General features: G+C 55.1%; 18 protein-coding genes. 17 read left to right on the top strand and 1 reads right to left on the bottom strand.

Annotated elements, in window-relative coordinates; translation table 11 throughout:
* Positions 1 to 5 precede the first annotated feature (5 nt).
* The 9 genes from U869_RS0113265 (at position 6) to nei (ending at position 7,670) form a co-directional block, all read left to right on the top strand.
* On the top strand, positions 6 to 986 hold the full coding sequence (locus tag U869_RS0113265) for an MBL fold metallo-hydrolase (RefSeq protein ID WP_025120263.1): 981 nt from the start codon (positions 6 to 8) through the stop codon (positions 984 to 986).
* Between the two features lie 17 nt (positions 987 to 1,003).
* Complete coding sequence (locus tag U869_RS0113260; protein WP_025120262.1) at positions 1,004 to 1,747, top strand: type 2 GTP cyclohydrolase I; 744 nt, start codon at positions 1,004 to 1,006, stop codon at positions 1,745 to 1,747.
* Between the two features lie 224 nt (positions 1,748 to 1,971).
* Positions 1,972 to 2,628, top strand: a complete 657-nt coding sequence (gene pxpB, locus U869_RS0113255) for a 5-oxoprolinase subunit PxpB (RefSeq protein WP_025120261.1) — start codon at positions 1,972 to 1,974, stop codon at positions 2,626 to 2,628.
* Complete coding sequence (gene pxpC / locus U869_RS0113250) at positions 2,622 to 3,548, top strand: 5-oxoprolinase subunit PxpC (protein ID WP_025120260.1); 927 nt, start codon at positions 2,622 to 2,624, stop codon at positions 3,546 to 3,548. The genes pxpB and pxpC overlap by 7 nt, the downstream gene beginning before the upstream one ends.
* Positions 3,545 to 4,282, top strand: coding sequence for a 5-oxoprolinase subunit PxpA (pxpA, locus tag U869_RS0113245; protein WP_025120259.1), 738 nt, complete (start codon positions 3,545 to 3,547; stop codon positions 4,280 to 4,282). Before pxpC ends, pxpA begins: the two co-directional genes overlap by 4 nt.
* A gap of 66 nt (positions 4,283 to 4,348) precedes the next feature.
* Positions 4,349 to 5,080, top strand: coding sequence for a DUF969 domain-containing protein (locus tag U869_RS0113240; protein WP_025120258.1), 732 nt, complete (start codon positions 4,349 to 4,351; stop codon positions 5,078 to 5,080).
* Positions 5,077 to 6,084, top strand: coding sequence for a DUF979 domain-containing protein (locus tag U869_RS0113235; RefSeq protein WP_025120257.1), 1,008 nt, complete (start codon positions 5,077 to 5,079; stop codon positions 6,082 to 6,084). The genes U869_RS0113240 and U869_RS0113235 overlap by 4 nt, the downstream gene beginning before the upstream one ends.
* A gap of 8 nt (positions 6,085 to 6,092) precedes the next feature.
* Positions 6,093 to 6,737 carry a pyroglutamyl-peptidase I gene (gene pcp / locus U869_RS0113230; protein WP_025120256.1) on the top strand — a complete coding sequence of 215 codons (645 nt, stop codon included), beginning with the start codon at positions 6,093 to 6,095 and terminating at the stop codon, positions 6,735 to 6,737.
* Between the two features lie 141 nt (positions 6,738 to 6,878).
* On the top strand, positions 6,879 to 7,670 hold the full coding sequence (gene nei / locus U869_RS0113225; RefSeq protein WP_025120255.1) for an endonuclease VIII: 792 nt from the start codon (positions 6,879 to 6,881) through the stop codon (positions 7,668 to 7,670).
* A 76-nt stretch (positions 7,671 to 7,746) separates the two neighbouring features.
* Here the strand turns inward: nei and U869_RS0113220 are convergent, their stop codons facing one another.
* Complete coding sequence (locus U869_RS0113220) at positions 7,747 to 9,036, bottom strand: citrate synthase (protein ID WP_025120254.1); 1,290 nt, start codon at positions 9,034 to 9,036, stop codon at positions 7,747 to 7,749.
* Positions 9,037 to 9,671: 635 nt separating this feature from the next.
* On the opposite strand from U869_RS0113220, the gene sdhC reads away from it, so the two are divergent.
* From sdhC to sucD, 8 genes are all read left to right on the top strand, one after another.
* Positions 9,672 to 10,061 (top strand): succinate dehydrogenase cytochrome b556 subunit, encoded by a 390-nt coding sequence (sdhC, locus tag U869_RS0113215; RefSeq protein ID WP_025120253.1) that lies wholly within the window; start codon positions 9,672 to 9,674, stop codon positions 10,059 to 10,061.
* Complete coding sequence (sdhD, locus tag U869_RS0113210) at positions 10,055 to 10,402, top strand: succinate dehydrogenase membrane anchor subunit (RefSeq protein ID WP_025120252.1); 348 nt, start codon at positions 10,055 to 10,057, stop codon at positions 10,400 to 10,402. Before sdhC ends, sdhD begins: the two co-directional genes overlap by 7 nt.
* On the top strand, positions 10,403 to 12,169 hold the full coding sequence (gene sdhA / locus U869_RS0113205; protein WP_025120251.1) for a succinate dehydrogenase flavoprotein subunit: 1,767 nt from the start codon (positions 10,403 to 10,405) through the stop codon (positions 12,167 to 12,169). It abuts the gene before it with no gap.
* 16 nt (positions 12,170 to 12,185) lie between these two features.
* Entirely contained in the window at positions 12,186 to 12,902 is a 717-nt protein-coding gene (locus tag U869_RS0113200; RefSeq protein ID WP_021805271.1) for a succinate dehydrogenase iron-sulfur subunit, read from the top strand.
* Positions 12,903 to 13,159: 257 nt separating this feature from the next.
* Positions 13,160 to 15,967: a 2-oxoglutarate dehydrogenase E1 component gene (sucA, locus tag U869_RS0113195; RefSeq protein WP_025120250.1), complete on the top strand. Its 2,808-nt coding sequence runs from the start codon at positions 13,160 to 13,162 to the stop codon at positions 15,965 to 15,967.
* An 18-nt stretch (positions 15,968 to 15,985) separates the two neighbouring features.
* Positions 15,986 to 17,200 carry a 2-oxoglutarate dehydrogenase complex dihydrolipoyllysine-residue succinyltransferase gene (gene odhB, locus U869_RS0113190; protein WP_025120249.1) on the top strand — a complete coding sequence of 405 codons (1,215 nt, stop codon included), beginning with the start codon at positions 15,986 to 15,988 and terminating at the stop codon, positions 17,198 to 17,200.
* A gap of 118 nt (positions 17,201 to 17,318) precedes the next feature.
* Positions 17,319 to 18,485: an ADP-forming succinate--CoA ligase subunit beta gene (gene sucC, locus U869_RS0113185; RefSeq protein WP_004949756.1), complete on the top strand. Its 1,167-nt coding sequence runs from the start codon at positions 17,319 to 17,321 to the stop codon at positions 18,483 to 18,485.
* Complete coding sequence (sucD, locus tag U869_RS0113180; RefSeq protein ID WP_024483143.1) at positions 18,485 to 19,357, top strand: succinate--CoA ligase subunit alpha; 873 nt, start codon at positions 18,485 to 18,487, stop codon at positions 19,355 to 19,357. Before sucC ends, sucD begins: the two co-directional genes overlap by 1 nt.
* Positions 19,358 to 20,115: the final 758 nt, after the last annotated feature.

Below are 20,115 nucleotides of genomic sequence, written 5' to 3'. Positions count from 1 at the left end.
TCCTGATGATGAAGAAACTACTGGCCCTGTGCCTGGGCGGCTACTCCGCATTGGCCGTGGCCGGTTTTGACGTAGTGGCGCTGGGCGTCGACGGCGGCGTCAGCGATGGCAATCTGACTTCTTATCTGATCCGCAGCGATAGCCAGACGCAGTACCTGGCACTGGATGCCGGTACGCTGCTGCCGGGCATTGCCAAAGGGCTGGAAAAGGGCAGTTTTCCGCAGGTTACGCCCGAGCTGGCCGCTCCCTACACGCCTCAGGGCTATATTTTTCGTCAGCTGATTGGCGGTTACTTCATCAGCCACGGTCATCTGGATCACGTTGCCGGGCTGATCCTGGGTTCCCCGGAAGACAGTAAGAAAACCATTTATGCGCAGGCCGATACCGTATTGACGTTGCGCAACCATTACTTTAACTGGAAGGCTTGGCCAAACTTTACCGACGCTGGGAATGGCTCACGGCTGGGTACTTACCGTTTGCAAACGGTGCGCCCGCAGCAGCGCGTTACCCTGGGCCTGACCGGTTTGAGCGGCGTGATGTACTCATTAAGCCACGATCGCTATCCTTCTTCGATGCTGCTGGTGGCCGACCGTGACGGCTCCTTCGCCTACTTCGGCGATACCGGGCCAGACGCGCTGGAACAGTCGCGCAATCTGGATACCGCCTGGCGCGAGCTGGGGCCGCTGATTGAGCAGAAGAAGCTGAAAGGCATGATTATCGAAACCTCCTTCCCGAACGAGGTGGACGACAAGCACCTGTATGGCCATCTGACCCCGGCCTGGCTACTGAAGGAGCTGAAAAACCTCCAGCAGTACAGCGGCGGAGAGGGTTCGTTAAAAGATCTGCCGGTGGTCATCAGCCACATCAAACCCAGCCTGAAACAGGGGGAGGATGTGCGTGCTACCATCAAACAACAGCTGGACCAGGGTAACGATCTGGGCGTTAAATTTATCCTGATGGAACAGGGCGATCGGCAACAATTTTGAATAACAGTGAGATGACTATGCTTAACCTCGATCTGGAACATCTGATCAACACCGAACTCAACTGTGCGTCCTTCCAGGACTATGCGCCGAACGGCCTACAGGTGGAGGGGCGGGCGCATGTGCAGCGTATCGTGACGGGAGTGACGGCCTGCCAGGCACTGCTGGATGCGGCGGTAGAACATCAGGCGGATGCCATTGTGGTGCACCATGGTTACTTCTGGAAAAACGAAGCGCCAGCGGTGCGCGGCATGAAGCGTAACCGGCTGAAAACCCTGCTGAGCAACGATATCAACCTGTATGGCTATCACCTGCCGCTGGATGCCCATCCACAGCTGGGTAACAACGCGCAGCTGGCGCAGGCATTGGGGATCCGCGTGATCGGTGAAATCGAGCCTCTGGTGCCACATGGTGAATTTGAGCAACCGCTCAGTGCCGGTGAGCTGCAACAGCGTATAGAAAGTCGCCTCGGCCGTGCGGTGCTGCACTGTGGCGATAATGCGCCGCAGGCTATCCGTCGGGTGGCCTGGTGTACCGGTGGCGGCCAGGGATTTATCGACAGCGCTGCGCGATTTGGCGTCGATGCCTTTATCAGCGGGGAAGTTTCTGAGCAAACTATTCATACCGCGCGGGAGATGGGCGTGCATTTTTTTGCCGCCGGTCATCACGCCACGGAACGCGGTGGGATCAAGGCGTTGGGCGAGTGGTTAGCGCAACATCACGGCTTTGATGTCACCTTTATCGATATCCCTAATCCTGCCTGATTTGCCGAAGGGTTCGGTAAAACGAACCCTTTAGCCGTGCTAATCCCTTATTTTCCCTAAGGTTGCTCTCTTGACAGCCGGCGCTGCGTCCCGCATAACTGATACGCTTTTCAAATAATAAAATACCTTGTGAACTGCAAGTTGCCTTCAGGCGACCAGTGCATTCGTTCGTGTGCGGTCAGTCGTGCTGCGGCTTGCAACAAGACGAGGATAAGGAGAACGGGGTGCAACGAGCACAATATTACCTGCTAGGGGAACGCGCTGTAGTGCTTGAATTGGCACCCCCGGTGACGCTGCAAAGCCAGCAGCGCATCTGGGCATTGGCAGAAAAGTTAAATCACCACACTGATGTGCGTGAAGTGGTGCCTGGGATGAATAACCTGACGCTGTTGCTGTATACGCCGCAGGCCGATGCCGAAGCGATGCTGGAACTGCTGCGTCAAGGATGGGAAGGCAACGAAAGTCTGGTGCCGGAATCCCGTGATGTGGATATTCCGGTGATCTATGGCGGGGAATATGGCCCCGACCTGGAAGAAGTGGCACGCCATACCGGCATGACACCGCAGCAAGTGGTCGAATGCCATTCATCCACGGCTTATGTGGTGTATTTCCTGGGCTTCCAACCTGGTTTTACCTATTTGGGAGGGATGCCTGAACGCCTGGCGACTCCTCGCCGTGCGGAACCGCGTCTGTCGGTTGCTGCGGGTTCGGTGGGGATTGGTGGTGGTCAGACGGGGATTTATCCGCTGGTTACGCCGGGTGGCTGGCAACTGATTGGCCGCACGCCGTTAGCGCTGTTTAACCCTAACGAGATGCCACCGACGCTGCTGCGCCCGGGCGATAACGTGCGCTTTGTGCCACAGAAGGAGGGCGTATGCTGAAGATCTTGCGAGCCGGTATTTACACCACCGTCCAGGACCTGGGGCGTAACGGTTTCCGACGTTTGGGTATCAGCCAGGGCGGAGCACTGGATATCCCCGCGCTGAAAATAGCCAACCTGCTGGTGGGCAACGCGCCCGAGGCGGCCGGGCTGGAGATCACACTGGGGCAATTCAGCACCGAGTTTACCCAGAATGGCTGGATCGCGCTGACCGGTGCAGGCTGCGATGCTCAGTTGGACGGCAAATCTTTGTGGACGGGCTGGCGCTATCCAGTCAAAAAAGGCCAGCAGTTGACGCTGAAGATGCCTAAACGTGGGATGCGCAGCTACCTGGCGGTTTCTGGCGGTATCAACGTGCCGGAAATGCTGGGCTCACGCAGTACCGATCTGAAAGCCGGCTTCGGCGGATTGGACGGCCGACAGCTGAAAGAGGGCGACGTGCTGCCAGCGGGTAAGCCGCAAACGTTGCCGAGTACGGTCATTGGCGTTAAGCAGCCGCTGTTCAGCAACCGGATCAGAGTCTTGACCGGGCCGGAGTATGACGAGTTTAACCAACAGGCGCAGGACGACTTCTGGCGTACCGCCTGGCAGCTCAGCCCGCAGAGTAACCGCATGGGATATCGCCTGCACGGCGGGAGCGCCCTGACGCGTACCACCGAACGGGAAATGCTTTCGCATGGCCTGATACCTGGCGTCATCCAGGTTCCTCATAATGGTCAACCAATCGTCTTGATGGCCGATGCACAGGCTACCGGGGGTTACCCGCGTATTGCCTGCGTGATCGAGGCCGATCTTTTCCACTTGGCGCAGATCCGCCTGGGGGATGCAATTCACTTTATTCCCTGCACCCTGGCAGAGGCGCAACGTGCCAAGGCCGAGCAGGATCACTTTATTCAACAGATTGCCTGGGGGGTTCAATGATCGTCGATTTGAATGCCGATCTCGGTGAAGGCTGCGCCAATGATGAAGCGCTGTTGCAGTTGGTGAGTTCGGCCAATATTGCCTGTGGTTTTCATGCCGGGGATGCGCAGACCATGCGCCAATCGGTACGTTGGGCGCTGCAATATGGCGTGGCGATCGGTGCCCATCCCAGCTTCCCGGATCGGGAAAATTTTGGCCGCACCCGGATGCAGCTACCGGTTGAAACGGTCTATGCCCAAGTGGTGTACCAACTGGGGGCGCTGGCCGCCATTACCCGTGCTGAAGGCGGCGTGATGGTGCATGTGAAACCACACGGCATGCTCTACAACCAGGCGGCGGTGGAGCCTGCATTGGCCGAAGCCATCGCCCGCGCGGTACATGCGGTAGATCCTGCGTTGCGTCTGGTGGGGCTGGCTGGCAGTGAGCTGATCCGCGCCGGTGAAAAGCTGGGGCTGACGACGCGCCAGGAAGTGTTTGCCGATCGCGGCTATCAGGCCGATGGAACATTAGTGCCTCGTGGCCAACCAGGAGCCATGATCGCCAGCGATGAACTGGCATTAGCACAGACGCTGGAAATGGTTTGCCACCAGCGAGTCCGTACCGTTGAGGGGGGCTGGGCCTCCGTCAAGGCTGAAACCGTCTGCCTGCATGGCGACGGCGAACATGCGCTGGCTTATGCCAGGAAGCTGAGAGAGAGCTTTGCTCAGCAGCAGATTGGCGTCAGTGCCGTATAAAAAAATAATTATTACAGCAAACACAACATTGCCCGTCACACCGAGGGCGACAAGAGGGAATTGGATATGGAACAAGCAGTAAACCTCTGGCCACTGATCGGCATCGCCGCCATCGTGGTTGGATTTGTCTTGCGTTTTAACCCGGTGCTGGTGGTGATTGCCGCCGGTATTATCACCGGGCTGGCGGCGTTGATGCCGTTAGACGTGATTTTGGAAAAACTCGGTGAGGGTTTTCTCAATACCCGCAACCTGCCACTGATCCTGCTGCTTCCGCTGCCGATTATCGGGCTGTTGGAGCGCCATGGCCTGAAAGAGCGGGCGCAGGCGTGGATCGCCAAAATAAAAAGTGCTACCGCCGGACGTTTGCTGATTGTCTACCTGTTTGTCCGTGAAGTGACTGCGGCAATGGGGCTGACCAGCCTGGGTGGCCAACCGCAGATGGTGCGTCCGTTGCTGGCACCGATGGCGGAAGGTGCCACGGAAAACCGCTATGGCGATTTGCCGGACCATGTACGTCACCGTCTGCGTGCCATGTCCGCTGCAACCGATAACGTCGGGTTGTTCTTTGGCGAAGATATCTTTGTCGCCTTTGGCGCGATCATCTTTATGCATAACTTTATGCTGGAATCCGGCGGCATCCAGACCGAGCCGCTGCATATTGCGCTGTTGGGGATCCCGACGGCGATCTTTGCTTTCCTGATCCACTCTTTCCGTTTGTACCGCATGGATAAACAACTGACTGCCGAATTGAGCAAGCTTAACCAGGCGGCGATGCAGGCGAAGGGAGAAGGCCAATGATTTTCCAACAACAGTATCTCTACTGGCTGGCGGGAGCGGTATTACTGTTCGTCGCTGCGATGTCATTTCGTGATAAGGCCAACCCGCGCCGTGTGACTACCGGCCTGTTCTGGGCCTTGTACGGGTTGATCTTCCTGGTGGGCGACTGGACCTACGGCCTGTTTGGCAGCGGGGCGGAAGCCAAACGTCAATTGCATATCGTCGTCGGGGTGCTGGTCGTCGTGATGGCCCTGATTGCCGGTTTCGGCGGCGTTCGCCTCGGCAGCTATCATCAGCGCAGTCAGCAAGAGCGTGAAACCAGTGCTAAACGCCTGGGCAACCGTCTGTTTGTTCCTGCGTTGGCGATCCCGGTAGTCACGGTGATCGGCGTGCTGATGTTCAATAATATCCCTGCCTTGCAACAGGCGGTGTTTGGCAGCGGTAACCACTCCACCTTGATCACACTGTTCTCCATGACCGTCGGCTGTCTGCTCGGTTTGGCTATCGCGGTGAAGATGACTCATGAGACCGCTTCACAGCCCGTGCAGGAAGCTCGTCGCCTGCTCGACTCCATCGGCTGGGCCTTCATCCTGCCGCAGATCCTGGCAACCCTCGGCCTGCTGTTTACCACGGCGGGTGTCGGTACTGCAGTCTCTCATCTGACGCAGGAATACCTGGCAGTAGATAACCGCTTTGTTGCCGTGGCGGTGTATGCCATCGGTATGGCGGTGCTGACTATGGTGATGGGCAACGCATTTGCTGCCTTCCCGATTGTGACTGCGGGGATTGGTATTCCCATTCTGGTGCTGCAACACGGCGGTAATCCGGCGGTAATGGCGGCGATTGGCATGTTCTCCGGCTATTGCGGCACGCTGATGACGCCGATGGCTGCTAACTTTAATATTGTACCGGCGGCGTTACTGGAGTTGCCGGACAAGAATGCGGTCATCAAGGCGCAGATACCGACCGGGGTCACGTTGCTGCTGGTTAACGTATTCCTGCTCTATTTCCTGATGTTCCTCTAGGAGAACGCATGCAGAAAGTATTGATTACCGGCTTTGAGCCGTTTGGCGGCGAGCGTGTCAACCCTTCCTGGGAAGTGGTGAAACAGCTTAACGATCTGGAACTTGGTGGGGCGCACATTATTGCGCGCCAGCTTCCTTGTGTCTTCGGTGAGGCGTTGACTGTGTTGAATGCGGCCATTGACGAAGTCCAACCGGTGATGGTGCTGGCGATCGGCCAGGCCGGTGGACGCACCGACATTACGCTGGAACGAGTTGCGATTAACGTCGATGATGCGCGTATTCCCGATAATCAGGGGCAGCAGCCGATCGACCAGGCCATTGTGGCAGACGGCCCGGCGGCCTATTTCAGCACCTTGCCGATCAAGGCGGTGGTAAATGCGATGCGTGAGGCCGGTATTCCGGCTTCGGTATCACAAACTGCCGGAACCTATGTCTGTAATCATGTGATGTACGGTCTGTTGCACCGCTTAAGCGGGCAGCAGGCGGTGAAGGGCGGTTTTATTCATATCCCTTATCTGCCTGAGCAGGCGGCACAGCATCCTGGTGCGCCGAGTATGGCAGCCCAGACGGTACTGTTTGCCTTGGAAATGGCGATTTCGATTGCCTTGCAGGTAGAGCATGACTTGAAAGTGGTGGGTGGCGCCACGCACTGAAGGTGACAATGTTGCTGAATTTGTAGGGGTCGAACATGTTCGACCCTGACCAACCCAATGATTATCAAGACGGGCGCAGCATGCGGATAAACGGGCGCAGCATGCGGCGCCCCTACAGGATTTTCAATTAAGGAGTGGTTTATGCCGGAAGGGCCGGAGATCCGCCGGGCGGCAGATAAGCTGGCGGTGGTGATGATCGATCAACCGCTGACCGAAGTCTGGTTTGCTTTCCCCCAACTGAAACACTATCAGAACGAACTGATTGGCGAACGTATCACCGCCATCGAACCGCGTGGTAAAGCCTTGTTAACCGATTTCTCCAATGGCTTGACCATGTACAGCCATAACCAGTTGTATGGTGTATGGAAGGTGGTGCCAGCGGGTGAAACGCCGGATACCAAGCGTGATTTGCGTGTCCGGTTGGAGACGGCAGAGTGGGCGATCTTGCTGTACAGCGCTTCGGATATCACCATTGCACCGCGCGGCGAGATTGAACAGCATCCGTTTTTGCAACGTATTGGTCCTGACGTGCTGGATATGGCGTTGACAGTGGATCAGGTAAAGCAGCGGTTGCTGTCACCGACGTTTGCTAAGCGTCAACTGGGTGGGATGTTGCTGGATCAGTCATTTTTGGCGGGGTTGGGTAACTATCTACGAGCCGAGATTTTATGGCAGGCGGAGCTGGCACCCAAGCATAAACCGCAGGATCTGACCCCTGAAGAGCTGGATAAGTTAGCGCAGGCGTTGCTGGAAATTCCGCGAATTTCTTATCACACCCGTGGTCAGGTCGATGAAAATCGCCATCACGGCACGCTGTTCAGCTTCAAGGTGTTCCATCGCAGCGGTGAGCCTTGCCCACGCTGTGGGGCGATGATAGAGAAGATGGCGCTATCTTCACGACCATTTTATTGGTGTCCGATTTGCCAGCGATAACCCATAAAAAACGCTGCCGTTGAGGCAGCGTTGGTCATTAGCAGTATTGGGGCGAATATAACGCCCCTGCCAAGGCTTACTTTTTAACCTGAGACTTGAACTCACGCTCTGGATAACCGGTATACAGCTGACGTGGGCGGGCAATCTTGATGCCTTCGTCGTGCATTTCGTTCCAGTGAGCGATCCAGCCGATGGTGCGGGCAATGGCGAAGATCACCGTAAACATGGAAGAAGGAATACCCATCGCTTTCAGGATGATACCTGAATAGAAATCGACGTTAGGGTACAGTTTCTTCTCGATGAAGTACGGGTCGTTCAGCGCGATGTGTTCCAGCTCCATCGCAACCTGCAGCAGGTTGTCGTCTTTCTTGTTCAGCTCTTTCAGCACTTCGTGACAGGTTTCACGCATCACGGTGGCGCGCGGGTCGTAGTTTTTGTACACGCGGTGGCCAAAGCCCATCAGGCGGAATGAGTCGTTCTTGTCCTTGGCGCGCTTGATGAACTCAGGAATGTGCTCAACGGTTTTGATCTCTTCCAGCATCTTCAGTGCCGCTTCGTTGGCACCGCCGTGCGCTGGTCCCCACAGGGAAGCGATACCGGCCGCGATACAGGCAAACGGGTTGGCGCCAGATGAACCGGCGGTACGCACGGTAGACGTTGAGGCGTTCTGCTCATGATCGGCATGCAGGATCAGGATACGGTCCATGGCACGTTCCAACACCGGGTTCACCACGTACTCTTCGCAAGGGGTGGCAAACATCATGCGCAGGAAGTTACCGGCGTAGGACAGATCGTTACGTGGGTAGACAAACGGCTGGCCGAGAGAATACTTGTAACACATTGCTGCCACGGTAGGCATTTTGGACAGCAGGCGGAATGCGGTGATCTCACGGTGGCGTTCGTTGTTAACGTCCAGCGCATCGTGATAGAACGCCGCCAAGGCACCGGTCACGCCGCACAGTACCGCCATTGGGTGTGAGTCACGGCGGAAACCACGGAACAGATGGGTGATCTGGTCGTGGATCATGGTGTGACGGGTTACCGTGGTTTTGAAGGTTTCGAACTCTTCCGCGCTCGGGGTTTCGCCGTACAGCAGGATGTAACACACTTCCAGGTAGGAAGAGTCTTTCGCCAACTGCTCAATCGGGAAGCCGCGGTGCAGCAGGATACCTTTGTCGCCGTCGATAAACGTGATTTTGGATTCACAGGAAGCGGTAGAGGTAAAGCCGGGATCAAATGTGAAATAACCTTTGGAGCCCAGGGCGCGTACGTCAATAACATCAGGGCCCAGTGAAGGGGTAAGTACGCCCAGTTCGATCGGAGCTTCGCCGTTGTTGATGCTTAGCGTCGCTTTCTTATCAGTCATTTACAATCTCCTTAACGCCTTATTTTAAAAACCTCTAACAACTGAAATACCTTAAATCTCCGCAGGTTGCCCGCATTAAAGTCGAGCGAACGCTAACTCTGTGAGCGACAGCGCATTTACGCTGGTAGGGGACAGAGTGCGTACCAGGCGAACAAGACGGGTTAGCAGCCGTTAACGATTCATCGGGATTCGTTATTTTCTTTTAATCATTAACCTACGATATGTTTGGAATTTTAACCACATACACTGTTGCATAACTTACGCGTAGGGGGAAGTGTATCCGGTGACCGCTAGTGCATCATAGGGCTGATCGCTACCCTATTTGTAATGGAAATGTTGATCTCTTGTCAAATCAGATAATTAATTTAGTGTTAAATGTAATAATCGTGATCTAAATCACTGTTTAGGGGAAATGTGACCAAAGGGATTGTATGGGAATTGTAATAAGAATGTGAACCTCCTATACTGCCGCCAGGTCTCCGGATTACCCTGAAGTAGGAGCACCCAGCGTTATAACTACGCGCCGTTTAAGCACTAGGATGTCCATGTTTGAGCGCGTGAGGTGTAAGAGTGAAAACTCTTGACGCTGTCTGATCCCCACCCAGGCCCGGAGGAAGGAAAATAATAAGAGCTGTGTGGGAAAAACCGTGAAAAAACAAAGACATATCAATCTGGATCTGCAAACGATCCGGTTTCCTGTAACTGCGATAGCGTCCATCTTACACCGAGTCTCTGGCGTAATTACTTTCGTTGCCGTGGGCATTCTCCTCTGGCTGCTGGGCATCTCTCTCTCTTCTCAAGAGGGCTTCCTGTACGCTGCCTCCATCATGAATAGCTTCTTCGTGAAATTCATTTTCTGGGGGATCCTCACTGCGCTGGCCTATCACATTTGCGGTGGCATTCGCCACTTGTTAATGGATTTTGGCTATATCGAAGAGAGTTTAGCCGCAGGTACCCGTTCTGCCCAGGTGGCGTTCGGTCTGACCGTCGTGCTGTCAATTCTGGCTGGAGTCCTCGTATGGTAAGCAACGTTTCTGCATTAGGGCGTAACGGAGTACACGACTGGTTGTTACTGCGTGCTTCCGCCATCGTCATCACCCTGTATGTTATCTATATCCTGGGCTTCGTCGTTACGGCTCCGGACATCACCTATGAAATCTGGCGCGGCTTCTTCGCCACCTCCATTACGAAAGTATTCACCTTGCTGACATTGCTGTCGATCCTGGTTCACGCTTGGGTGGGTATGTGGCAGGTGCTGACGGACTACATCAAGCCACTGGCATTACGCCTGGTGCTGCAACTGGCGATTGTCGTCACGTTGCTGGTCTATTTACTGTACGGAACAATCGTAGTGTGGGGTGCTTAAATGAAACTGCCAGTCAGAGAGTTTGATGCAGTGGTTATCGGTGCAGGTGGCGCAGGTATGCGCGCGGCACTGCAAATTTCCCAGGCAGGCTCAACCTGTGCCCTGCTTTCCAAAGTATTCCCGACCCGTTCCCATACCGTGTCTGCACAGGGCGGCATTACCGTAGCCCTGGGCAACAACCACGAAGATAACTGGGAATGGCATATGTATGACACGGTGAAAGGTTCCGACTATATCGGTGACCAGGACGCCATTGAATATATGTGTAAAACCGGCCCGGAAGCGATTCTGGAACTGGAACATATGGGCCTGCCGTTCTCCCGTCTGGAAGATGGCCGTATCTATCAACGTCCGTTTGGCGGCCAGTCACTGAACTTTGGTGGCGAGCAGGCGGCCCGTACCGCTGCGGCGGCTGACCGTACCGGTCACGCGCTGTTGCACACCCTTTATCAGCAGAACCTGAAAAACCACACCACCATCTTCTCCGAGTGGTATGCGCTGGATCTGGTGAAAAACCAGGATGGCGCGGTGGTGGGCACTACCGCTATCTGTATCGAAACCGGTGAAGTCGTGTACTTCAAAGCCAAGGCAACCATCCTGGCGACCGGCGGGGCAGGCCGTATTTACCAATCCACCACCAACGCCCACATCAATACCGGTGACGGTGTCGGTATGGCGCTGCGCGCCGGCGTGCCGGTGCAGGATATGGAAATGTGGCAGTTCCACCCAACCGGTATTGCCGGTGCGGGCGTGCTGGTGACCGAAGGCTGCCGTGGTGAAGGTGGTTACCTGCTGAACAAGCATGGCGAACGCTTCATGGAACGTTATGCGCCAAACGCCAAAGATCTGGCGGGCCGCGACGTGGTAGCTCGTTCCATCATGATTGAGATCCGCGAAGGCCGCGGCTGTGACGGTCCTTGGGGCCCACACGCCAAGCTGAAGCTGGATCACCTGGGCAAAGAAGTGCTGGAATCCCGTCTGCCGGGCATTCTGGAACTGTCCCGTACCTTCGCTCACGTCGACCCGGTCAAAGAGCCGATCCCGGTCATTCCTACCTGCCACTATATGATGGGCGGTATTCCGACCAAAGTGACCGGCCAGGCGCTGACCGTGAACGAGAAAGGCGAAGACGTGGTGATCCCTGGGCTGTTCGCGGTTGGCGAAATTGCCTGCGTATCGGTACACGGCGCCAACCGTCTGGGTGGCAACTCACTGCTGGACCTGGTGGTGTTTGGTCGTTCTGCCGGTATGCACCTGCAAGAGTCGTTGGCAGAGCAGGGCGAAAGCCGTGACGCCAGCGAATCGGACGTCGAAGCCTCGCTGGATCGTCTGAACCGTTGGAACAACACCCGTTCTGGTGAAGATCCGGTGGAGATCCGCAAGGCACTGCAATCCTGTATGCAGCACAACTTCTCGGTATTCCGTGAAGGTGATGCGATGGCGAAAGGGTTGGAAGAGTTGAAAGTGATCCGTGAACGTCTGAAGAACGCACGCCTGGACGATACCTCCAGCGAATTCAACACCCAGCGTATCGAATGCCTGGAGTTGGATAACCTGATGGAGACCGCGTATTCCACCGCCGTGTCGGCCAACTACCGTACCGAGAGCCGTGGCGCGCATAGCCGCTTCGACTACCCGGAACGTGATGATGCCAACTGGCTGTGCCATTCGCTGTATCTGCCGCAATCGGAAAGCATGACGCGTCGTGAAGTGAACATGCAACCGAAGCTGCGCGCGGCATTCCCGCCGAAAGTGCGTTCTTACTAATTGCGGAGCTCGATTGATGAAACTTGAATTCTCTATCTATCGCTACAATCCGGATGTCGATAGCGCCCCGCATATGCAGGACTACAGCCTGGAAGCGGAAGAAGGCCGTGACATGATGCTGCTGGATGCGTTGATCCAGCTGAAAGAAAAAGACCCGACCTTGTCGTTCCGCCGTTCTTGCCGTGAAGGCGTGTGCGGTTCAGACGGCATCAATATGAACGGTAAGAACGGTTTGGCTTGTATCACTCCAGTCTCGTCGTTGCGTAAAGGCAACAACAAGATCGTGATCCGCCCATTACCGGGGTTACCGGTGGTGCGTGATCTGGTCGTGGATATGGGGCAGTTTTACACCCAGTACGAAAAGATTAAGCCGTTCTTAATCAATGATGGCAAGAATCCTCCGGCGCGTGAGCACTTGCAAACGCCGGATCAGCGGGAAAAACTGGATGGATTGTACGAATGTATTCTCTGTGCCTGTTGCTCCACCTCTTGTCCATCGTTCTGGTGGAACCCTGACAAGTTTGTTGGCCCGGCCGGATTGTTGGCGGCGTACCGCTTCCTGATCGACAGCCGTGATACGGAAACTGAAGCACGATTGGATGATCTGAACGACGCTTTCAGTGTTTTCCGCTGCCATAGCATTATGAATTGTGTCAGTGTATGTCCTAAGGGCTTGAATCCGACCCGTGCAATTGGTCATATCAAGTCTATGCTGCTGCAACGCGGCGCATAAACAGAACGAGATGCTGCGCCGGTGCTGGTTCCGGCGCACATCACCAGAGGGCATCTCTAAAAACTGACCCGTGATTGTGGTTACAGGCAATCAGGTTTGTCCCGCCGGTTTTTAGAGGTTCCTTGTAAGAGGCCGCAAGGTCCAAAACAGAACGTGCATTAGCGTGATAAGCACGTCGAGTGAACCGTTAAACGTACCATTACGGTAATTATGTTAACCACGGCGAAAACTGAAGCTTTAAAGCTTAAGGGATCAAAATGCAGAACGGCGCAATGAAGGCCTGGCTGGATTCCTCCTATCTGGCGGGCGCGAACCAGTCCTACATAGAGCAGCTCTATGAAGACTTTTTAACCGATCCGAGTTCCGTTGAAGATAGTTGGCGTTCAATTTTCCAGCAACTACCAACTGCGGGTGTCAAACCCGATCAGCTCCACTCCCAAACGCGAGATTACTTCCGCCGCCTGGCGAAAGATTCTGCTCGTTATAACACCACCATCAACGATCCAGAAACCGATGCCAAGCAGGTCAAGGTATTGCAGCTGATCAACGCCTTCCGCTTTCGTGGGCATCAGCACGCCAACCTCGACCCGTTGGATCTGTGGAAACAGGAGCGTGTGCCCGATCTCGATCCGGCGTATCACAACCTGACCGAAGCCGACTTCCAGGAAACCTTCAACGTGGGTTCTTTTGCCATTGGCAAGGAAACCATGAAGCTGAGCGACCTGTATGCCGCGCTGAAACAGACCTATTGCGGTTCGATCGGTGCCGAGTACATGCACATCACCAACACCGAAGAGAAACGCTGGATCCAACAGCGCATTGAATCGGTAGCGGGGCGTGCCAGCTTCACCAGCGACGAGAAACGCCGTTTCCTGAGCGAACTGACGGCGGCCGAAGGGCTGGAACGTTACCTGGGTGCCAAATTCCCTGGGGCCAAACGCTTCTCGCTGGAAGGCGGTGATGCGTTGGTACCGATGTTGAAAGAGATGGTGCGTCACGCAGGCAAAAACGGCACGCGTGAAGTGGTGCTGGGCATGGCCCACCGTGGTCGTCTGAACGTGTTGATCAACGTGCTGGGTAAAAAACCAGCCGACCTGTTCGATGAGTTTGCCGGCAAGCATAAAGAACATCTGGGCACCGGTGACGTGAAATATCACCAGGGCTTCTCCTCCGACGTAGAAACCGAAGGCGGCATGGTTCACCTGGCGCTGGCGTTTAACCCGTCGCATCTGGAGATCGTCAGCCCGGTGGTCATGGGGTCGGTTCGTGCCCGTCGCGATCGTCTGGACGAAGCGCGCAGCAACATGGTACTGCCAATCACCATTCACGGTGACGCGGCAATCACCGGGCAGGGCGTGGTTCAGGAAACCCTGAACATGTCGCAGGCTCGCGGTTATGAAGTCGGCGGCACGGTGCGTATCGTCATCAACAACCAGGTTGGTTTTACTACCTCCAACCCGTTGGATGCACGTTCCACCCAATACTGTACCGATATTGCCAAGATGGTGCAGTCCCCAATCTTCCACGTGAACGCTGATGATCCGGAAGCGGTAGCCTTTGTTACCCGCCTGGCGTTGGATTTCCGTAACACCTTTAAACGTGACGTGATGATCGATCTGGTCTGCTACCGTCGCCATGGGCATAACGAGGCCGATGAGCCAAGTGCAACCCAGCCGGTGATGTACCAGAAGATCAAGAAGCACCCGACGCCACGCAAACTCTACGCTGACGTGCTGACCGAACAGAAGGTTGCCAGCCTGGAAGATGCCACGGAAATGGTCAACCTGTATCGCGATGCTCTCGATCGCGGTGACTGCGTGGTTGAAGAGTGGCGTCCGATGAACCTGCACTCCTTTACCTGGTCGCCATACCTGAACCATGAGTGGGACGAAGAGTACCCAAGCAAGGTTGAGATGAAGCGTCTGCAGGAACTGGCTCGTCGTATCAGTACCGTGCCTGAAGCGATTGAAATGCAGTCGCGCGTAGCGAAAATCTACGGCGATCGCGCCGAGATGGCGGCAGGCAACAAACCGTTCGACTGGGGCGCAGCAGAAACTCTGGCTTACGCCACCATGGCAGATGAAGGCATTCCGATCCGTATCTCCGGTGAAGATGCTGGCCGTGGCACCTTCTTCCACCGTCATGCGGTGGTGCACAACCAGAAAAATGGTTCTGTCTATGTCCCGCTGGCCAACATCCACAGCGGTCAGGGCGAATTCAAAGTCTGGGACTCGGTGCTGTCTGAAGAAGCCGTTCTGGCATTTGAATACGGCTACGCCACCGCAGAACCGCGCACCCTGACCATCTGGGAAGCGCAGTTTGGTGACTTCGCCAACGGTGCTCAGGTGGTGATTGATCAGTTCATCAGTTCTGGTGAGCAGAAATGGGGTCGTATGTGTGGCTTGGTCATGCTGCTGCCGCACGGTTACGAAGGCCAGGGCCCAGAGCACTCCTCTGCGCGTCTGGAACGTTACCTGCAGCTGTGTGCAGAACAGAACATGCAGGTGTGTATCCCGTCCACTCCGGCACAGGTTTACCACATGCTGCGCCGTCAGGCGTTGCGCGGTATGCGCCGTCCGCTGGTGGTGATGTCACCGAAATCCTTGCTGCGCCACCCGCTGGCAATCTCTTCTCTGGAAGAGTTGGCAAACGGCACCTTCCAACCGGCAATTGGTGAAGTTGACGAGCTGGATGCCAAAGCGGTAAAACGCGTAGTGCTCTGTTCTGGTAAGGTTTATTACGATCTGCTGGAGCAACGCCGCAAGAACGACCAGAAAGACGTGGCCATCGTACGTATCGAGCAGCTGTATCCGTTCCCGCATCAGGCCGTTCAAGCGGTATTGGAGCAGTATGCCCACGTGCATGATTTCGTCTGGTGTCAGGAAGAGCCGCTGAACCAGGGCGCCTGGTATTGCAGCCAACACAACTTCCGTGAAGTGATCCCGTTTGGGGCCTCTTTACGTTACGCAGGACGTCCAGCCTCTGCCTCTCCGGCGGTGGGTTATATGTCCGTACACCAGAAGCAGCAACAGGCTCTGGTGAATGACGCGCTGAATATTGAATAAAAATTTAAAGGAAAGCTAATGAGTAGCGTAGATATTCTGGTTCCTGACCTCCCTGAATCCGTTGCCGATGCAACCGTCGCCACCTGGCATAAAAAACCGGGTGATACCGTCCAACGTGACGAAGTACTGGTTGAAATCGAAACCGATAAAGTGGTGTTGGAAGTGCCAGCCAGTGAAGCCGGCGTGCTGGAAGCGATCCTGGAAGACGAAGGGGCAACCGTGACTTCACGCCAGCTCCTCGGGCGCATCCGTCAGGGCGACAGCTCTGGCAAACCGACCGAAGTGAAGGCGCAGAGCGCTGAGGCCACTCCGGCACAGCGTGCGACCGCCAGCCTGGGAGAAGAGAGCAACGATGCACTCAGCCCGGCGATCCGCCGCCTAATCGGCGAACACGACCTCGATGCTGCAGCCATCAAAGGCAGCGGCGTGGGTGGCCGTATCACTCGTGAAGACGTTGAAGCACACCTGGCTGCCAGCAAGAAAGCAGCACCGGCGGCAGCGCCTGCTGCTGCGCCACAGCCTGCCCTGAGTGGCCGTAGCGAAAAACGTGTACCGATGACCCGCCTGCGCAAACGCGTGGCCGAGCGCCTGTTGGAAGCGAAGAACAGCACCGCGATGCTGACCACCTTCAACGAAATCAACATGCAGCCGATCATGGATCTGCGCAAGCAGTACGGTGAAGCCTTCGAAAAACGCCACGGTGTCCGTCTGGGCTTTATGTCCTTCTACATCAAAGCGGTAGTCGAAGCGCTGAAACGCTTCCCGGAAGTGAACGCCTCCATCGACGGTAGCGACGTGGTTTACCACAACTACTTCGATATCAGCATTGCGGTATCGACTCCGCGCGGCCTGGTAACTCCGGTACTGCGTGACGTCGATTCCATGAGCATGGCTGACATCGAGAAGAAAATCAAAGAGCTGGCGATCAAGGGCCGTGACGGCAAATTGACCGTGGAAGAACTGACCGGCGGTAACTTCACCATTACCAACGGCGGTGTCTTCGGTTCACTGATGTCTACCCCGATCATCAACCCACCGCAGAGCGCCATCCTGGGTATGCACGCCATCAAGGATCGCCCAATGGCGGTCAATGGTCAGGTGGTGATCCAGCCGATGATGTATCTGGCTCTGTCTTACGATCATCGTCTGATCGATGGCAAAGAGTCGGTGAGTTATCTGGTGACGGTGAAAGACATGCTGGAAGACCCGGCTCGTCTGCTGCTGGACGTTTAATCCCTGCAAGGGCGCGGTGTTGCCGCGCCCACACCCTGTGCTATGTGGCCGACAAGTCATGCGGGAACCCGCAAAAATGACCCGGCTGAAACTTTCAGACCTGAATGGATAGAACATCATGAATTTACACGAATATCAGGCAAAACAGCTGTTTGCTCGGTATGGCATGCCAGCACCAACCGGTTACGCCTGTACCACTCCGCGCGAAGCAGAAGAAGCCGCATCTAAAATCGGCTCCGGCCCGTGGGTGGTAAAATGTCAGGTTCATGCTGGCGGCCGTGGTAAAGCTGGTGGCGTTAAAGTCGTTAACAGCAAAGAAGATATCCGTGCATTCGCCGAAGCCTGGCTGGGTAAACGCCTGGTGACCTACCAGACAGATGCGCTGGGTCAGCCGGTTCACCAGATCCTGGTAGAAGCGGCCACCGATATCGATAAAGAGCTGTATCTGGGGGCGGTGGTTGACCGTGCCAGCCGTCGCGTGGTGTTTATGGCATCCACCGAAGGTGGCGTTGAAATTGAGAAAGTTGCGGAAGAAACTCCGGAACTGATCCACAAAATGACCATCGATCCACTGGCAGGCCCACAGCCTTACCAAGGTCGTGAGCTGGCGTTCAAACTGGGTCTGACCGGTAAGCAAGTCGGCCAGTTTGCCAAGATCTTCATGGGTCTGGCGACGCTTTTCCTGGAACGCGACTTGGCAATGGTTGAGATCAACCCGCTGGTAGTGACCAAGCAGGGCGATCTGATCTGCCTGGATGGTAAGCTGGGTGCCGATGGTAACGCCCTGTTCCGCCAGTCTGAACTGCGTGAAATGCGTGACCCTTCTCAGGAAGACGAACGTGAATCCCGTGCGGCTCAGTGGGAGCTGAACTATGTTGCTCTCGACGGCAACATCGGTTGCATGGTGAACGGTGCCGGTCTGGCCATGGGTACCATGGACATCGTGAAACTGCACGGTGGCGAACCTGCCAACTTCCTGGACGTGGGCGGTGGCGCAACCAAAGAACGCGTAACCGAAGCCTTTAAAATCATCCTGTCTGACGACAAGGTGAAAGCGGTTCTGGTCAACATCTTCGGTGGTATCGTCCGTTGCGACCTGATCGCCGACGGTATCATTGGCGCGGTAGCCGAAGTGGGCGTGAACGTCCCGGTGGTCGTGCGTCTGGAAGGGAACAACGCCGAACTGGGCGCCAAGAAACTGGCGGACAGCGGTTTGAATATCATTGCTGCGACCAGCCTGACTGATGCGGCTCAGCAAGTTGTTGCGGCAGTGGAGGGTAAATAATGTCCATTTTAATCGATAAGAACACCAAAGTAATTTGCCAGGGTTTCACCGGTAGCCAGGGTACCTTCCACTCCGAACAAGCTATCGCTTACGGCACCAAAATGGTCGGCGGCGTGACCCCGGGCAAAGGTGGCACTCAGCATCTGGGCCTGCCGGTGTTCAACACCGTGCGTGAAGCCGTAGAAGCGACCGGCGCTACCGCGTCTGTAATCTACGTACCTGCGCCATTCTGCAAAGACTCCATTCTGGAAGCCATCGATGCAGGCATCAAACTGATCATCACCATCACCGAAGGCATCCCAACCCTGGATATGCTGACTGTGAAAGTGAAGCTGGATGAAGCTGGCGTGCGTATGATCGGCCCGAACTGCCCAGGTGTGATCACCCCGGGCGAATGCAAAATCGGCATCATGCCTGGCCATATCCACCTGCCAGGCAAAGTGGGCATCGTTTCCCGTTCAGGTACTCTGACCTATGAAGCGGTAAAACAAACCACTGACGCCGGTCTGGGGCAGTCTACCTGCGTGGGTATCGGTGGTGATCCGATCCCGGGTTCCAACTTTATCGATATCCTGAAATTGTTCCAGGAAGATCCACAGACTGAAGCTATTGTGATGATCGGTGAGATTGGCGGCAGCGCGGAAGAAGAAGCGGCAGCTTATATCAAAGAGCACGTCACCAAGCCGGTAGTGGGTTATATCGCTGGCGTTACCGCGCCTAAAGGCAAACGTATGGGCCATGCTGGCGCCATTATTGCCGGCGGCAAAGGGACTGCGGATGAGAAGTTCGCGGCTCTGGAAGCGGCAGGAGTGAAAACCGTACGCAGCCTGGCTGATATCGGTGATGCAGTGAAGGCGATCCTGAATCGTTAATACCGTATAGCAAATAATAAAATCTCGACATGTTTGGCCGCCCTATGGGCGGCTTTTTTTGTATAAGTCACTGACAAGGAATTATTTTTTTCAATCTCTTGGTGTGCAAGTTGCCAACTGTCCTCACAGTGTTTGCAGGTTATGCGATCAACCTCGCAACATGGTCTATGATTACTTAGCAAAAAGCAGATTTGTGAGTCAACTCACTGCAATCGCCATTGAAAATAAAAAGTTAATACAAGACGCAATTAATGACTTAATTAATACAATGGGGGTTCTTTTAAATCACATTTATTTAACACAAAAATACCAATAAAAAACAATTGAGAAATTACTTAACATGACGCTATGGAAATTAGCGGAAAAGCGACAATCGATATGGAAATAATATGCAAATATGCTTAAATTGTCCTGGATCAATATAGGCCTAGCTACCTATTTAGGCTGATTTTTGACCTGTAGCCAAAAGTCCAACCTGTGTCACGCAAATACCTATTTATTGTGTGGGCTTTGGCGAGTATCATGCCATTGTGTAATTACGGATGGTTGATCTTGTTGCATTTGTTACCCGCTGTCGGTTTTCATTGGTGCGTTTTGCTCCTGCCCCTGGTGGTCTGGCACTGAATGTACGGTTGAAAGCGGAGAGGCTGGATCAAATTTTGTTGTGTTTAAGGGCATTCACTGCGGGGCGTTACCGGCTACTCTTTCGGGAGTAATACCGATAACCGCAAGTCGGAGTCTTCCTGCGAGGAGCAAGG

This window comes from Serratia sp. H1w (assembly GCF_000633355.1).
Classification (GTDB): Bacteria; Pseudomonadota; Gammaproteobacteria; order Enterobacterales; family Enterobacteriaceae; genus Chania.
The sequence above is the reverse complement of the archived record's forward strand: the minus strand, read 5'-3'. Positions and strand labels throughout refer to the sequence as shown.

What these genes read in the sequence shown, in the direction of transcription:
- U869_RS0113240 (WP_025120258.1), top strand. Translation starts at nt 4,349, where the DNA reads ATGGAACAAGCAGTAAACCTCTGGCCACTGATCGGCATCGCCGCCATC.
- pxpA (WP_025120259.1), top strand. Translation starts at nt 3,545, where the DNA reads ATGATCGTCGATTTGAATGCCGATCTCGGTGAAGGCTGCGCCAATGAT.
- sucC (WP_004949756.1), top strand. Translation starts at nt 17,319, where the DNA reads ATGAATTTACACGAATATCAGGCAAAACAGCTGTTTGCTCGGTATGGC.
- nei (WP_025120255.1), top strand. Translation starts at nt 6,879, where the DNA reads ATGCCGGAAGGGCCGGAGATCCGCCGGGCGGCAGATAAGCTGGCGGTG.
- sucA (WP_025120250.1), top strand. Translation starts at nt 13,160, where the DNA reads ATGCAGAACGGCGCAATGAAGGCCTGGCTGGATTCCTCCTATCTGGCG.
- sdhA (WP_025120251.1), top strand. Translation starts at nt 10,403, where the DNA reads ATGAAACTGCCAGTCAGAGAGTTTGATGCAGTGGTTATCGGTGCAGGT.
- U869_RS0113200 (WP_021805271.1), top strand. Translation starts at nt 12,186, where the DNA reads ATGAAACTTGAATTCTCTATCTATCGCTACAATCCGGATGTCGATAGC.
- U869_RS0113235 (WP_025120257.1), top strand. Translation starts at nt 5,077, where the DNA reads ATGATTTTCCAACAACAGTATCTCTACTGGCTGGCGGGAGCGGTATTA.
- odhB (WP_025120249.1), top strand. Translation starts at nt 15,986, where the DNA reads ATGAGTAGCGTAGATATTCTGGTTCCTGACCTCCCTGAATCCGTTGCC.
- U869_RS0113220 (WP_025120254.1), bottom strand. Translation starts at nt 9,036, where the DNA reads ATGACTGATAAGAAAGCGACGCTAAGCATCAACAACGGCGAAGCTCCG.
- U869_RS0113260 (WP_025120262.1), top strand. Translation starts at nt 1,004, where the DNA reads ATGCTTAACCTCGATCTGGAACATCTGATCAACACCGAACTCAACTGT.
- pcp (WP_025120256.1), top strand. Translation starts at nt 6,093, where the DNA reads ATGCAGAAAGTATTGATTACCGGCTTTGAGCCGTTTGGCGGCGAGCGT.
- U869_RS0113265 (WP_025120263.1), top strand. Translation starts at nt 6, where the DNA reads ATGATGAAGAAACTACTGGCCCTGTGCCTGGGCGGCTACTCCGCATTG.
- sucD (WP_024483143.1), top strand. Translation starts at nt 18,485, where the DNA reads ATGTCCATTTTAATCGATAAGAACACCAAAGTAATTTGCCAGGGTTTC.
- sdhD (WP_025120252.1), top strand. Translation starts at nt 10,055, where the DNA reads ATGGTAAGCAACGTTTCTGCATTAGGGCGTAACGGAGTACACGACTGG.
- pxpC (WP_025120260.1), top strand. Translation starts at nt 2,622, where the DNA reads ATGCTGAAGATCTTGCGAGCCGGTATTTACACCACCGTCCAGGACCTG.